This window comes from Kitasatospora sp. NPDC087315 (assembly GCF_044744345.1).
Lineage (GTDB): Bacteria > Actinomycetota > Actinomycetes > Streptomycetales > Streptomycetaceae > Kitasatospora.
Genome location: NZ_JBIUYD010000014.1, coordinates 166,632 through 181,651 on the forward strand (window position 1 = coordinate 166,632; position 15,020 = coordinate 181,651).

The 15,020-nt window shown below is 71.5% G+C and carries 10 protein-coding genes, 1 tRNA gene and 1 pseudogene; 8 read left to right on the plus strand and 4 right to left on the minus strand.

Going from position 1 to position 15,020, the window contains the following annotated elements; translation table 11 throughout:
• Positions 1-88 precede the first annotated feature (88 nt).
• Together grpE and dnaK are read right to left on the minus strand one after the other, a co-directional pair.
• Positions 89-715 (minus strand): nucleotide exchange factor GrpE, encoded by a 627-nt coding sequence (grpE, locus tag ACIO5D_RS21510; RefSeq protein ID WP_363603820.1) that lies wholly within the window; start codon positions 713-715, stop codon positions 89-91.
• Positions 712-2,550 (minus strand): molecular chaperone DnaK, encoded by a 1,839-nt coding sequence (dnaK, locus tag ACIO5D_RS21515; RefSeq protein WP_363603821.1) that lies wholly within the window; start codon positions 2,548-2,550, stop codon positions 712-714. Before dnaK ends, grpE begins: the two co-directional genes overlap by 4 nt.
• 316 nt (positions 2,551-2,866) lie before the next feature.
• Between dnaK and ACIO5D_RS21520 the strand changes: the two genes are divergently transcribed.
• The 4 genes and pseudogenes from ACIO5D_RS21520 to ACIO5D_RS21535 all read left to right on the plus strand — a co-directional run bounded on the left by ACIO5D_RS21520 (position 2,867) and on the right by ACIO5D_RS21535 (position 8,698).
• Positions 2,867-5,086, plus strand: coding sequence for a (Fe-S)-binding protein (locus ACIO5D_RS21520; protein ID WP_400797002.1), 2,220 nt, complete (start codon positions 2,867-2,869; stop codon positions 5,084-5,086).
• Between the two features lie 326 nt (positions 5,087-5,412).
• Positions 5,413-6,486: pseudogene (locus ACIO5D_RS21525) on the plus strand (sugar phosphate nucleotidyltransferase); the annotation flags it as partial.
• A 192-nt stretch (positions 6,487-6,678) separates the two neighbouring features.
• On the plus strand, positions 6,679-7,683 hold the full coding sequence (locus ACIO5D_RS21530; protein WP_363603824.1) for a YIP1 family protein: 1,005 nt from the start codon (positions 6,679-6,681) through the stop codon (positions 7,681-7,683).
• 124 nt (positions 7,684-7,807) lie between these two features.
• Positions 7,808-8,698: a metal-dependent hydrolase gene (locus ACIO5D_RS21535; protein ID WP_400797005.1), complete on the plus strand. Its 891-nt coding sequence runs from the start codon at positions 7,808-7,810 to the stop codon at positions 8,696-8,698.
• Between the two features lie 76 nt (positions 8,699-8,774).
• On the opposite strand, the gene dcd is transcribed toward ACIO5D_RS21535, so the two are convergent.
• Together dcd and ACIO5D_RS21545 are read right to left on the minus strand one after the other, a co-directional pair.
• Positions 8,775-9,350: a dCTP deaminase gene (dcd, locus tag ACIO5D_RS21540; protein WP_363603826.1), complete on the minus strand. Its 576-nt coding sequence runs from the start codon at positions 9,348-9,350 to the stop codon at positions 8,775-8,777.
• A gap of 71 nt (positions 9,351-9,421) precedes the next feature.
• Positions 9,422-9,643, minus strand: a complete 222-nt coding sequence (locus tag ACIO5D_RS21545) for a hypothetical protein (protein ID WP_363603827.1) — start codon at positions 9,641-9,643, stop codon at positions 9,422-9,424.
• 279 nt (positions 9,644-9,922) lie between these two features.
• Here ACIO5D_RS21545 and ACIO5D_RS21550 point away from each other — a divergent pair.
• The 4 genes from ACIO5D_RS21550 to ACIO5D_RS21565 all read left to right on the plus strand — a co-directional run bounded on the left by ACIO5D_RS21550 (position 9,923) and on the right by ACIO5D_RS21565 (position 14,873).
• Positions 9,923-9,996: transfer RNA gene (locus ACIO5D_RS21550), tRNA-Gly, on the plus strand.
• A 64-nt stretch (positions 9,997-10,060) separates the two neighbouring features.
• Positions 10,061-10,900, plus strand: a complete 840-nt coding sequence (locus ACIO5D_RS21555; protein WP_400797008.1) for a hypothetical protein — start codon at positions 10,061-10,063, stop codon at positions 10,898-10,900.
• A gap of 273 nt (positions 10,901-11,173) precedes the next feature.
• A complete protein-coding gene (locus tag ACIO5D_RS21560) occupies positions 11,174-13,675 on the plus strand; it encodes an ABC transporter substrate-binding protein (protein WP_400797010.1) in 2,502 nt (833 codons plus the stop codon).
• A gap of 607 nt (positions 13,676-14,282) precedes the next feature.
• Complete coding sequence (locus ACIO5D_RS21565; protein WP_400797013.1) at positions 14,283-14,873, plus strand: hypothetical protein; 591 nt, start codon at positions 14,283-14,285, stop codon at positions 14,871-14,873.
• Positions 14,874-15,020: the final 147 nt, after the last annotated feature.

The window sequence follows — 15,020 nt, forward strand, 5'->3', positions numbered from 1 at the left end:
GTCGTCCGTCGACGGAGCGCCCATCGACAAGGCGCTGCGGAGCCGGCCGCCGTACTGGCCGGCGTACGACTCCGCAGCGCACAGGTTGTCAGCTGTCCGCGCCACCGTCGGCCTTGTCCGACTCCGCGGACTTCGCCGATTCGGCGTCCGGCGCGGGGGTGGTCTGGGTGCCCGGCTGGGGCTCCGCGACCGCCACCATCGCCGGGCGGATGATCCGCTCGCCGATCCGGTAGCCGGGCTGGAGGATCTGGACACAGGTGTCCTCGGTGACGTCCGAGGAGTAACTGTGCATCAGCGCCTCGTGCATGGTCGGGTCGAAGGGCTCGCCCTCCTTGCCGAACTGCTGGAGGCCCAGCTTGGCCACGACCGTCTCCAGCGACTCGGCGACGGACTTGAAGCCGCCCGTCACCTCGCCGTGCTCGCGGCCCCGGCCGATGTCGTCCAGGACCGGGATCAGGGACTCCAGGATGTTGGAGACCGCGATCTCACGGACCGTCAGACGGTCCCGCTCGACCCGCTTGCGGTAGTTCTGGTACTCGGCCTGGAGACGCTGGAGGTCGCCGGTCCGCTCGGCCAGCTCCCGCTTGGCCTTGGCCAGCTCGTCCGCGCCACCGGAGGTGTCCCCGGCCGCGGCGGCCTCCTCGGCCGCCTTGATCACGGCCTCCTCGGCGGCGGAGTCGTCGCCGGGCTCAGCACCCTGCGGCTTCTCCGTCATGCCGCACCGCCCTTGGGCTTCTCGTCGTCCACGATCTCGGCGTCGACGACGTCGTCGTCCTTGGCGCCGGCGGCGTCACCGGCCGGGCCGGAGGAGGCGGCGTCGGCGTTGGCGTACAGCGCCTGGCCGAGCTTCTGGGCGGTGGTGGAGACCTTCTCGGAGGCCTCGCGGATGGCCGCGATGTCCTCGCCCTTCAGGGCCTCCTTGAGCTCGCCGATGGCGGTCTCGACCTCGGTCTTGACGTCGGCCGGGAGCTTGTCGGTGTTGTCCGCGATGAACTTCTCGGTCGAGTAGACGAGCTGCTCGGCCTGGTTGCGGGTCTCGACCGACTCGCGGCGCTTGTGGTCCTCCTCCGCGTACTGCTCGGCCTCGCGCATCATGCGCTCGATGTCGTCCTTCGGCAGCGCGGAGCCACCGGTGACGGTCATCTTCTGCTCCTTGCCGGTGCCGAGGTCCTTCGCGCCGACGTGCATGATGCCGTTGGCGTCGATGTCGAAGGTGACCTCGATCTGGGGCAGGCCGCGGGGGGCCGGCGGCAGACCGGTCAGCTCGAACATGCCGAGCTTCTTGTTGTACGCGGCGATCTCGCGCTCGCCCTGGTAGACCTGGATCTGCACGGACGGCTGGTTGTCCTCGGCCGTGGTGAAGATCTCCGAGCGCTTGGTCGGGATCGTGGTGTTGCGCTCGATCAGCTTGGTCATGATGCCGCCCTTGGTCTCGATGCCGAGGGACAGCGGGGTGACGTCGAGCAGCAGGACGTCCTTGACCTCGCCCTTCAGGACACCGGCCTGGAGCGCGGCGCCGATGGCGACGACCTCGTCCGGGTTGACGCCCTTGTTGGCGTCCTTGCCGCCGGTCAGCTCGCGGACGAGCTCGGCGACGGCCGGCATCCGGGTGGAGCCGCCGACCAGGACCACGTGGTCGATCTCGGACAGCGCGATGCCGGCGTCCTTGATCACGTTGTGGAACGGGACCTTGCAGCGCTCCAGCAGGTCGGAGGTGAGCTGCTGGAACTGGGCGCGGGTGAGCTTCTCGTCCAGGTGCAGCGGGCCCTCGGCGGAGGCCGTGATGTAGGGCAGGTTGATCGAGGTCTCGGAGGACGAGGACAGCTCGATCTTGGCCTTCTCGGCGGCCTCGCGCAGACGCTGGAGGGCCATCTTGTCCTTGGACAGGTCGACACCGTGGCCGGCCTGGAAGACCTTCACCAGGTGGTCGACGACCTTCTGGTCCCAGTCGTCACCACCGAGGTGGTTGTCACCGTTGGTGGCCTTCACCTCGACGACCCCGTCGCCGATCTCCAGCAGGGAGACGTCGAAGGTGCCACCGCCGAGGTCGAAGACCAGAATGGTCTGGTCGTCCTTGTCCAGGCCGTAGGCCAGGGCGGCCGCGGTCGGCTCGTTGACGATGCGCAGGACGTTGAGGCCCGCGATCTCACCGGCCTCCTTGGTGGCCTGGCGCTCCGAGTCGGAGAAGTACGCCGGGACGGTGATGACCGCGTCGGTGACGGTCTCGCCCAGGTACGCCTCGGCGTCGCGCTTCAGCTTCTGCAGCACGAAGGCGCTGATCTGCTGCGGGTTGAAGTCCTTGCCGTCCAGGTTGATCTTCCACCCGGTGCCCATGTGGCGCTTGACCGAGCGGATGGTGCGGTCGACGTTGGTGACCGCCTGGCGCTTGGCCACCTCGCCGACCAGAACCTCGCCGTTCTTTGCGAAGGCGACGACGGACGGCGTGGTCCGAGCGCCCTCGGCGTTCGTGATGACGGTGGGCTCGCCACCCTCCAGAACGCTGACGACCGAGTTCGTCGTGCCGAGGTCGATGCCGACCGCGCGTGCCATCGTAAATACCTCCACGGAAGAGTTGAGCTTTACAGGCTCAAGGATGCACGACCCGAGGGGTAGCGTCAACAGCCATGAGTCCAGTTCACTCAACTTTGCTGAGTGGCATCCCGCGTTGAACGGGTTTCGCGTCCCGTGCGCGCCGGGTGCGGACTTACGTGACTGCCGCCATACCTTGAGCGTCTTCTGGGGAAGTGTTGACGAGCGGTAATGTCCGGGCCGTCGGCATGGGAAGTTACCGACCAGTACACTCGCTCGTCAGGACCGCAGCACTCGCCAGGACCGCACTAGGAAAGCCGCAGGAGACGGAGAGCCGATGCAGCTTGCAGCGATCGTCATCTCGCTGGTCACCACTGTGATCGGCACCGCGCTCGCCGCCCGGGCGGCCGCGCACATCTACCGGGTGGTGATGACCGGCCAGCCGGACGCCACCCGGACCGGACAGCCCGTACAGAGGACGAAGACGGTCGCCGTCGAGTTCCTCGGCCACACCCGGATGAACCGCTGGGGCGTCGTCGGCGTCGCCCACTGGTTCGTCGCGGTCGGCTTCTTCAGCCTGGTGCTGACCCTGGTCAACGCCTTCGGACAGCTCTTCGACGCCGAGTGGGTGCTGCCGGTCATCGGCCACTGGCTGCCGTTCGAGGTCTTCACCGAACTGATCGGCACCCTCACCACGCTGGGTATCGCGACCCTGATCGTGATCCGGCTGCTCAGCCTGCCGGGCCGGGCGGGCCGCAAGTCCCGCTTCGCCGGATCGATCGCCTGGCAGGCCTTCTACGTCGAGTACACGATCCTCGGCATCGGCCTCTGCATCATGATCCTGCGCGGCCTGGAGGGCGCCCTAGCGGGCGTCGACTCCTACGACCCGGCGTACCTCGTCTCGTACCCGCTGACCGCCGCCTTCAACGGCCTGGCGCACGGCACCCTGGTCAACCTGGTCTACCTCTTCGCGATGCTGAAGATCTGCATCTCCTTCGCCTGGGCGATCACCATCGGCATCAACCCCTCGATGGGCGTGGCCTGGCACCGCTTCCTGGCGTTCTTCAACATCTTCTTCAAGCGCGAGGAGGACGGTGACGTCGCGCTCGGCGCGCTGCGTCCGATGACCAGCGGCGGCGTCCCGATCGACTTCGAGGACCCGGCCGACGACGCCGTCTTCGGCGTCTCCCAGGTCGAGCACTTCTCCTGGAAGGGCATCCTCGACTTCTCCACCTGCACCGAGTGCGGCCGCTGCCAGTCGCAGTGCCCGGCCTGGAACACCGGCAAGCCGCTCTCGCCCAAGCTGCTGATCATGAGCCTGCGGGAGCACGCCTTCGCCAAGGCGCCCTACCTGCTGGCCGGCGGCGGCAAGGACGCCGAGGGCAATGAGACCGGCACCGCCGAGCAGCTGGCCGGCGTCCCGGCCGCCGCCCTGGCCGAGGCCGAGCGCCCGCTGATCGGCACCGCCGAGGAGAACGGCGTCATCGACCCGGACGTCCTCTGGTCCTGCACCACCTGCGGCGCCTGCGTCGAGCAGTGCCCGGTGGACATCGAGCACGTCGACCACATCGTCGACATGCGCCGCTACCAGGTGATGATCGAGTCCTCGTTCCCGACCGAGGCCGGGACGATGCTCAAGAACCTGGAGAACAAGGGCAACCCGTGGGGCATGGCCACCAAGGCCCGCCTGGACTGGGTCAAGGAGCTCAAGAAGGAGACCGGCATCGAGGTGCCGGTGATCGGCGAGGACATCGACCCCGCCGAGGTCGAGTACCTCTACTGGGTCGGCTGCGCCGGGGCCCTGGAGGACCGCGCCAAGAAGACCACCAAGGCCTTCGCCGAACTGCTGCACACCGCGGGCGTGCGGTTCGCGATCCTCGGCAAGGAGGAGTCCTGCACCGGCGACTCCGCCCGCCGGCTGGGCAACGAGTTCCTGTTCCAGATGCTCGGCGCGCAGAACGTCGAGACCCTCAACGCCGCGCTGGAGGACGCTCCGAAGAAGCGGATCGTCGCCACCTGCCCGCACTGCTTCAACACCATCGCCAACGAATACCCTCAGCTGGGCGGCCACTTCGAGGTCATCCACCACACCCAGCTGCTGCAGCACCTGATCGACGAGGGCAAGCTCGTCCCGGTGAACCCGGTCGAGGGCCTGATCACCTACCACGACCCCTGCTACCTGGGCCGCCACAACAAGGTCTACAGCCCGCCGCGCGAGATCATGGACAAGGTCCCCGGTCTGCGCCAGCAGGAGATGCACCGTCACAAGGAACGCGGTTTCTGCTGCGGTGCCGGTGGCGCGCGGATGTGGATGGAGGAGCGCATCGGCAAGCGGATCAACACCGAGCGCGTGGACGAGGCGCTGTCGCTCGACCCGGACATCGTCTCCACCGCCTGCCCGTTCTGCCTGGTGATGCTCTCCGACTCGGTCAACGGGAAGAAGAACGAGGGCGCGGCGAAGGAGCACCTGAAGGTCGTGGACGTCGCCCAGCTGCTGCTCGACTCGGTGAAGGCCGCGCCGTCGGCCGAGAACGGGGCCCAGCCGGTCGACGCCTGACAGCCGGCGGGCGGGGCGCCCGTCGGCCGCCGGACACCTGACGGACCCCTGTTCGACAGTTCTGCTACAACCGCCCGGCCCGGCAGGTGCCGCAACGCACCCGCCGGGCCGGGTTTTTCGGGCGCGGGCGGCGCGGGATCCACGGGGCCCGAGCGCCAACCACCCGACCGCCGGACGGGCCCCGTGTCGGAAGCAAATACAGTAGGCGCCAGACCGGTCCCGCGCCGGTCGACCCGTTCCGGCCCTCCGGAGGGGTCCAGACCACCGACGGAGGTATCGGCCCGCCGGGCCGGGCCGAAGAGACCACAAGGGGAACAGCGCAGACCATGACCGAGGCGATCATGCTGGTCGGTGGTAAGGGCACGCGACTGCGTCCGCTGACCACCCACACCCCCAAGCCCATGCTGCCCGTGGCAGGCGTCCCGTTCATCGCGCACCAGCTGGCCCGCGCGGCCGCCGCCGGCGTCACCCGGGTGGTGCTCGCGACGTCCTACCTGGCCGAGGTCTTCGAGGACCACTTCCAGGACGGCACCCCGTACGGAATCGAGCTGGTCTACCTGACCGAGCGCGAGCCCCTCGGCACCGGCGGCGCCATCCGCAACGCCGCCTCCGGACTCACCTGCGGCCCCGACGACCCGGTCCTGGTCTTCAACGGCGACATCCTCTCCGGCGTCGACATCGCCGCCCTGCGCGACGGCCACCTGGCCGCCGGGGCCGATGTCACCCTGCACCTCACCAGGGTCGAGGACCCCCGCGCCTTCGGGCTCGTCCCGACCGACGGGAACGGGCGGGTGCTGGAGTTCCTGGAGAAGCCGGAGACGCCCGAGCAGATCGTCACCGACCAGATCAACGCCGGCTGCTACGTCTTCACCCGGTCGGTCATCGACCGCATCCCGGCCGGCCGGGAGGTGTCCGTCGAGCGCGAGACCTTCCCCGAACTGCTGGCCACCGGCGCGCTGCTGCGCGGCGTCGTGGACACCTCGTACTGGCTGGACCTCGGCACCCCGGCGGCGTTCGTCCGCGGCTCGGCGGACCTGGTGCTCGGCAAGGTCGACTCCCCGGCGGTGCCCGGCCCGACCGGCGACGCCCTGCTGCTGCCCGGCGCGACCGTCCACCCGGGCGCGGTGCTGAGCGGCGGCACGGTGGTCTCCGAGGGCTCCGTGGTCGAGGCCGGCGCGATCGTCGAGGGCAGCGTGATCCTGCCCGGCGCGGTCATCGGCCCGGACACCCTGGTCAAGGACTCCATCGTCGGCGCGTACGCCACCGTCGGCGACCGCTCGGCGCTGGACGGCGCGGTGATCGGCGACGGCGCGATCGTCGAGTCGGACAACGAGCTGCCGAACGGCGTCCGGATCGCCTGCGGCACGCTGCTGCCGGTCGGCGCCGTCCGGACCTCGGCCGGCCCCGGCGGCTGCCCGGCGGGCGCCTCGGCCGCGGCGGCGGTGCACGCGCCGGCGGTGACCGCCCAGCGGTAGGGCTCCGGCGGGCGGGTGCCGGGTGCCGGGTGCGTCCGTCGTCACAGGCTCGCTGCAAACCGGCACCGGCTCTGTGCGCGGCCTCCACGGGCGCGGCCGGGCGGGTACCGTCGGAACGTGGCTGGTAATCGATACGACAGCGGTCAGGGCGCCGACGCCCCCGGCGGGTGGTCGGCTCCTCCGCCTTCGGCGGGGGCGCCCGGGGGGTACGGGCAGACGGACGGGCCGGAGTACTTCACGGCCCCGCACGCGGCGGTGAACGGCGCGCCGGGTGACGTACCGGGTGGCATACCGGGGGGCGCGGCCGGCGGTCACGACCGCTACGCCGCCGACCGGCCCGGCAACACCCGGGCGTTCCCGGTCGGCACCGACCCGTACGCGGGCGAGCCGTACGCGGGTACGCCGTACGCCGGGGACCCGCACGCGGGCGCGCCGTACCAGGGCCACCCGCCGGAGTACGGCCAGGAATACAGCCCGGAGTACCCCCAGGCCCCCTACCAGACGGGCTACCAGGAACAGGGCCAGGGCAACGTCGGCGTCTACCGGGCCGGCGGTCAGTCCGCCCCGCACGCGGCAGGCCCGCGCCCGCACTGGCGCGAGCTGCTGGTCGGTATCCTCCGCACCCCGACCGCGACCTTCGACCGCACCCGCGACCACCAGGTCTGGCTGCCCGCGCTCACCGTCTCACTGCTGTACGGCGTGCTCGCCGTGCTCGGCATCGGCATGACCCACGACGACGTGGTCGACTCGACCTTCACCGTCGCGATCACCGCCATGGTCGCCGCCGCGATCGCCTTCACCCTGGCCGGCGCGACGCTCGGCGCCGTGACGTACGCGCTGGCCCGCCAGTTCGGCGGCGACGGCCCGTGGAAGTCGACGGTCGGCCTCGCGGTCCTGATCGGCTGGACGACGGACGCACCCCGGCTGCTGCTGGCCCTCTTCCTGCCGTCCGACAACCTGGTGGTCCAGGTCGTCGGCTGGGCCACCTGGCTGCTCTGCGCCGTGCTGCTGACCACCATGGTGCGCCGGGTGCACGACCTGCCCTGGGGCAAGGCGGCCGGCGCGGCCGCGCTGCAGCTGGCGGCGCTGCTGGTGCTGATCAAGCTGCCGACCCTGGGCTGACCAGGGCCGGTCCCCGACCGGCCGGGGGAGAATGGTCGACGGGCCCCGCCTCGGGGCCCGTTCCGCTTTCCCTCCCCCTGCCCCTTCCTTCCCCCACCCTCACCTTCACCGCTCGGAGCCAGGCATGACCCTCCCCACCACCCACGTCAGCTTCCCGGCCGGGGCGGTGACCGGCGAGTCACCGGTGCTCGCGGTGCATCCGCTCGCCGACGGCCGCTACGCGGTCGTCACCGCGGCGACCCCGTTCCACCCGCTCGACCACACCTGGCCCGACCAGCCCGCCGACCTCGGCACCCTCACCGTGGACGGCACCGAGCTGCCCGTCGTCGACTGCCTGACCGGCGCCGTCGGCCCGGACGGCGGCGCGCCGCTGGTCGGCGGCGACATCCCGGTCCGCCGCGGCGACGAGGAGTGGTCCTGGCTGGTGCTGCACGTGGTCGAGGGCGACCCGGGCGACCTCGTCGGCCGGCCGGCCGCCCTCGCCGTCGACCCCGAGCGCCGGGCCGCCCTCTGTGCCTCGCACAGCGGCTGCCACCTGCTCGCCCTCGCCCTGAACGCCGCGCTCGCCCCGCGCTGGCGCAAGGACCCGGGCCGCTCCGACGCCTTCGGCCACCCGGACTTCGACAGCCTCGCGATGGCCACCTCCGTGATGGACACCGAGGCGAGCACCGACACCTACCGGCTCGGCAAGTCGCTGCGGAAGAAGGGCTTCACCACCGAGGCGACCGACGACCTCCCCGCCCTCGCCGACGCCCTGCCCGCCCTCACCGAGGCCGTCAACCAGCAGCTCGCCGCCTGGGTCGCCGCCGACGCCCCGGTCCGCATCGAGGTCCCCGGCCCCGAGCTGACCGCCCGCCGCCAGTGGCACTGCGAGCTGCCCGAGGGCCCGGCGCAGATCTTCTGCGGCGGCACCCACCTGCACCACCTCGGCGAGCTGGCCGAACTCCGCACCGAGCTGCGCCTGTCCGAGGACGGCAGCGAACTGGTCGCCGTCACCCGCCCCAAGCGCGCCTGAAACGACGCCGCGGGCGGTCACCCCTCACCGAGAGGGGTGACCGCCCGCTGTGCGTGCGCTCCGTGTTCCGGCGTCCTCAGACCTGCGTACGGTGGAAGTTCAGGTACGAGCGGGACGGCGTCGGGCCGCGCTGCCCCTGGTAGCGCGAGCCGTACCGCTCGGAGCCGTACGGGTGCTCGGACGGCGAGGAGAGCCGGAACAGGCAGAGCTGCCCGATCTTCATCCCCGGGTACAGCTTGATCGGCAGCGTCGCGACGTTCGACAGCTCCAGCGTGACGTGCCCGCTGAAGCCGGGGTCGATGAAGCCGGCCGTGGAGTGCGTCAGCAGGCCGAGCCGGCCGAGGCTGGACTTGCCCTCCAGCCGGGAGGCGACGTCCTCCGGCAGCGTGATGACCTCGTACGTCGACGCCAGCACGAACTCGCCCGGGTGCAGGATGAACGCGTCGTCGCCCTCCGGCTCGACCAGCCGGGTCAGGTCCGGCTGCTCCTCGGAGGGGTCGATGTGCGGGTAGCGGTGGTTCTCGAACACGCGAAAGAAGCGGTCCAGTCGCACATCGATACTGGAGGGCTGGACCATCGCGGGGTCGAACGGGTCGATCATGACCCGGCCCTTGTCGATCTCGGCCCGAATGTCCTTGTCAGAGAGCAGCACGCTTCGAGGTTACGTGCACGACGCGGCCCCGGACGAATCGCCCGGGGCCCGTTCCGTCCTCGTGCCGCCCGTCAGGCCAGGAACTCCGCGGCCTCCAGCCGCATCGCCCGGGCCAGTTGCGGCGCCGACAGCTCCCGTACATCGGCCAGCACCGAACTCCTCAGCCGTCCACACTGCGGACAGCGGATCAGCCTGCCGGGCCCCAGCCGGCCGGGCCCGAGGTTCTGCATCGGGAACGTGGTGGTGCTGAACAGGTGCCCCTCGGCACAACGAACGACGGCGCGCTGCTCCATCGGTCCCCTTCCCATCCTTACCCCAGTACTCACCCGTACTCATCGTGCCCCGAACGGCGGAGCCCCCGGGACGACGTCACATTAGGGGATGTTCCGGACATTCCACACCGCGGCTCGCCGCCCCGAAGTCCACCCACCGGAGCACTCTCACGCGGCCCACACAGTACGCCCCCCACCGCACCTCCCGCGGCTCCGCCACGTCCCCCCGCCACCTGTGCAACGGGCGTCACGGATGGGGTACAGTGATGCTGGATCGAGCGGTCTCTGACAGCTCATCAGGCGGGCGTAGTTTAATGGTAGAACATGAGCTTCCCAAGCTTATAGCGCGAGTTCGATTCTCGTCGCCCGCTCCATACGGCAAAGCCGCAGGTCACACGACCTGCGGCTTTCGTGTTGTCTGACCAATTCAGCCTCGCCGTGCCAGAGGGGCAGGACGCCGCCCGCGCGGAGGCGGTGATCCGGGGCGGCCTCGAAGTCCTCGACACGCTCACCGCCACCAGCCCGACCCTCAGCAGGAAGGAACTCCACCAGGCCGCCCGGGCCGTGCAACGCACCCGCACCGCCCACACCCGCGCCGCCGGCGCCGACCTGCGGGCGATGCGCTCCGCCGCCCGAGAACTCCTCTACGCCGGACCCGCCGACAGCCGGGGCGAGGACGGCACAGCCGCCGCAACGATCCTGTTCAGCCTCGTGCTGCTCGCGATCGTGATCGCCAAGTGGCACGCCGCCCAAGGCCACCGGCACCAGGCCGACGCCGCCCACGCGGCGGCCGGCCACCTTCGCGCCGCCTACACCCGGCACGCGGTCAAGCCGATTGCCCACCTGACCCTCGAAGGCCACTGCCTCCCGCCATCCGACCACGACCGGCAGGCCGGCGCCGTTCGCCGCACCCTGCCCGCCGACCAGGCCGTCCGCCTGCTCGCCGAGGACAACTGGGCGGCCCTCGCGGCCACCCTCGCCGAGGCCGAGGCCGAGGCCGAGGCCGGGGCCGCCGGTCACGACCCGACTGCCCTGCTCACCGATGCGGCCGGACGACGCGAACTGGCCACCACCGACTCCCCCGCCGCCGTCCTCACCTGGCGCATCCGTCGCGACGCCGGCCTACCCTCCCCCGCACCCCCGACCACACGAGAGGAACGACGCGCCAACGCGGCACTGTCCAGGAGCACCACCCGCCGCGCCACCACCCCGGCAGCGACTGCGGCCACCCAGCAGCCGGTACCGCCCGTGCCCAACACGCACCGCCCCAGGCGATAACCGGCACCGCAGGAGGCGGGTGCGGGACTCTCACACCTGTCGCCTCGTGCCCGCAACACCGCGCGCCCACCGACCAGCGTCACCACAGCCACGCGGTACCGCGCGTGGCCCGGGCAGGGGAGCGGCACAGGCGAGGTGGCCGGGACTGGTGGCGCAGTCGGAAGCGCGCCGGGCCAAGGCCGCAATCTAACGTTGTAGCAGATTTTCAACGCCCGGCATGCGCAAGGGAAATACCGTGACCGGCCGTCTTCGCCAGGTTCTAGAGTGCTGGGCGTGACTCAGGACGACGCCGACCTCATCGCCGGCCGCTACCAGTTGATCGACCGGATCGGGCAGGGCGGGATGGGTCGCGTCTGGCGCGGCGTCGACCGGCAGGTCTTTGACCGTGAGGTGGCCGTCAAGGAGATCCTCTTCCCGCCAGGGTTGGAGGAGGACGAACGCGAAATGCTGCTGCGGCGGTTCACCAGCGAGGCCCGGGCCGCCGCGATCCTCAGCCACACGAGCATCGTCACCATTCACGACGTGGTCGAGCACCGGGGCTCGCCAGTCATCGTGATGGAACTCGTCCGGGGCCAGTCGCTCGCTGCCGCGCTTCGCGAGCAGGGTCGGCTGCCGGTCCCCCTGGTCGCGGCGATCGGCCGGGCCATGCTCGGCGCCCTCACTGAGGCGCATGCGGCCCGGATCATCCACCGCGACCTCAAGCCGGACAACATCCTGCTGGCCCGGGACCGGGTCGTCCTGACCGATTTCGGCATCGCCTATCTCGCCGACGCCAGTACCAAGTTGAGTCACAGTGGCACTCTGATTGGCACCCCGCACTATATGCCGCCGGAGCAGTTGCAGGGCAAGCGCCCGACCACCGCCAACGACCTTTGGGCGCTCGGCGCCACGCTTTATCACGCGGTCGAGGGCACCACGCCGTTCCAGGCGGAGGGGCTGCACGCCCTGGCCATCGCCATCTTCACCCAACCGCACCGGCCACCCGTCCAGGCCGGTCCGCTTGTACCGCTGCTGGAGGCGCTGCTCATCAAGGACCCGGCGCGGCGAGCGACCGTCGCACAGGCTGAGGAACTGCTGACGGCGGTCCTGCGGGATGCCGACGCGCCCGGGCCGAGCACGCCCTCCCTCGCTGCGGCTGGGCCCGCTCGCCAGTGGACACCGACGGCACCAGACGTCCGCCCGGAACCCGGTGCGACAGCGGCCCCCGAGGCGGCGGCGACACCCGACACGCCCGAGCCGTCCGAGGCATCCAAGGGGCCCGAGCCGCCACCCGCCCTCGCACCGACCCCGGTACCGGACAGTCCGTACGCATGGCTCCCGACCCTTCCGGCGCCAGCCGATGCAGCGGCCCCGACGCCGGCACTGCCACCGGCTCCCGCCCCGGAACTGACCCCGGGGTCGTTCCGGGGGCCGGGCGGCGCTCGACCCGCCGACGACCTCCCACGGGCCTTGGCAGCCAACGCCTATGCCACACCGAGGAAAGCGGCGCCCTCGCGGCGGCCGGTCGCGCGGCGGGCGACTGTCCTCGTACTGGCCCTCGCCACCGTTGCCGCTGGTGGCATCCTCGCCTGGGACCTGGCCCAGGGCGGCAGCGGCAGTACGGGCGGCGCCACTGGTGGAAGCGGTACCAGTGTGGCCCCGGCCAACGACGCGAGCACCGCGATCGTCGTGATCGGACTGGATGCGCCGCTCACCGGGGCGCTGGCCACCCACGGCCTCGGTATCAAGGACTCCGCCGACCTGGCAGTGAAAGACGCCAACCGGATGCGGCACGTACCCGGAGTCACCTTCAAGCTGAAGGTGTTGGACGACCAGGCACAACCGCGTCTGGCTCAGCAGAACGCCACTCAGTTCGTCGCCGACTCGACGGTCCTCGGCGTCGTCGGGCCGCTCACTGCCAGCGCGGCTCAGACCATGCTGCCCGTCCTCGACCCGGCGCACCTGGTCGACGTCTCCCCAAGCAACACCGCCCCACAACTCAGTCAGGGCTCGGACTGGGCCAGCGGTGCAAAGTCCCGCCCGCATCGCGCGTACTACCGCACCAGTACCACGGACGCCGCGCAGGGCCCGTTTGCCGCCAGGTACCTGTTCAACGACGCGAAGAAGACCAAGGTTTTCGTCATCGATGACCAGATGAGCTACGGCTCGGGCCTGGCCTCCGGATTCCGCGCGGAGTTCACCAGGCTCGGGGGCACGATCGTCGGCGCGGAGCACCACGACAGCCAGAACCGCGACTACTCGGCCCTCGCCGCCAAGGTACGGGCGAGTGGCGCCGACGCGGTGTACTACGGCGGACAGTACCCGGAGGCGGCACCGCTCTCCCAGCAGATCAAGCAGGCGGGCGCCGCTGTGCCGCTGATGGGCGGCGACGGCATCTACGACGCCGAGTACATCAGGAGCAACAGCAAGGCGGAGGGCGACCTCGCCACCTCCGTCGGCGTGCCTATGAACACGCTGCCGAGCGCCGCGACCTACCTGTCTGCCTTCCGGGCCGCCGGGTACTCCGGGAACGCCGATCCCTACGGAGGCTACGCCTACGACGCGACCTGGGCCGTGATCGAGGCAGTGAAGGCCGTGGTGTCCGCCAACAGAGGTAGGCTGCCCGCCGACGCCCGCGCCGAGGTGGCCGCCGCCATGGGCCGGGTCTCCTTCGACGGCGTCACCGGCCACATCGCCTTCGACGAGTACGGCGACACGACCGACCGTCAGCTCGCCGTTTCCAGCGTCAAGAGCGGCGTCTGGAGCACTGTGACGACCGGCACCTACACGCCGTGACGAATCGTCTGTCAGAAGGGTGCTGAGGGGCTGGCCTTGGAGCACCCGGCCGGTCCCGGCCGCACCACCTGTCCGGCCGACGGCTCGTTCGGACGGGCCCTGTCCCGCCTGTGCCGTCCCCGCAGTGACCGCCACCTTCGCCGGCTCGGACGACTACTGGGAGCCCCTCCGGCATCCGCGCCGTACGGCTTGAGGCGGCCGTCGAACCTGGTGAGGCGGCTGACGGCGCGGACGGCGTCCTCGGTCTCGCTCGGCGGGCCGAGCATCCGGTAGGCCGCGGACCGCGGATGGGGGCGGTGCTGCTCGAACGGCCGGGCCAGGGAGTCGTGTTCGTTCATCGGGGCGCGTCGCCTTCCGTTGTGGGGCTCCGCCTGCCGTGCGGTGGTGTCGGGGGTGGCGATAGGTCAGTGCGGGTCGGCGGCGGTGGGTCGGACGTCCCCTGAGCGGATCGGGCGGCGGGAATGTGACGGCACAGGGGGTGAATGTGGCGCAGGTCACCCGGGGCGGGCAGGCCGGAGGGGCGTGGAACTGCGGTGCCCGGCGCGTCGTCCAAGAGGTGACGGAATCCCTGCCCGGGTCGAACGCCGGGAGGACTACGGAGGGCTCTGTGCAGCCAGGTGGTGCCGAACTGAACGTCTGGCTCTCGGGTGGCCGCCCCGACCGGGTTCCGGCGGTGCCCGGCGCCCGCTCCGCGCCCGGCGTGACCGCCGACCAGGCGGCCGCCGCCGAGCGGTGCGAGGCGCTGCTGCGGGACACGCTGGACGGCGTCCGGCCGGAGCCGGCCTGGCGGCACGGGGTGGCCCGGGCGGGTGCGCGGCTGCCGATGCCCGGGGCCGGCCCGGACGACGCGGACGTCCACTGGTACGTCACCCGCAGCCGGGACATCGTCACGATCGTCTCGGCGGCCCGGCGGGGCGCGCTGGTCGGCATGGTGGAACGGCACTGGCGGCGCTGCGGCTGGACCGTCACCTCGGTGAACGTCGGCCGGGAGCTGCCCGGGGTCGCCGCGGTCACCCCGGACGGCTACCAACTCGCGCTGGTCTTCGGCGATCTGGGCCAGGCCGGGCTGACGGTCGGTTCGCCGGGGGTGGCCCGTTCGGAGTGGGTGCCGTACCCGCACGGCGTGCCCGTGGCCCCGGGCGGGGCGCCATTGCCCGACGTGTGCTGCCCGTTCTGGAGTGCCATGGGAGCGGGATAGCGAGGGGCAACGGGAGACGGCGCGGGGCGGGGGAGGTGGGGGGGGGGGGGCCCCCCCCCCCCCCCCCCCCCCCCCCCCCCCCCCCCCCGCGCCGCCCCCCCCCCCCCCCCCCCCCCCCCCCCCGCCCCCGCCCCCCCCCCCCCCCCA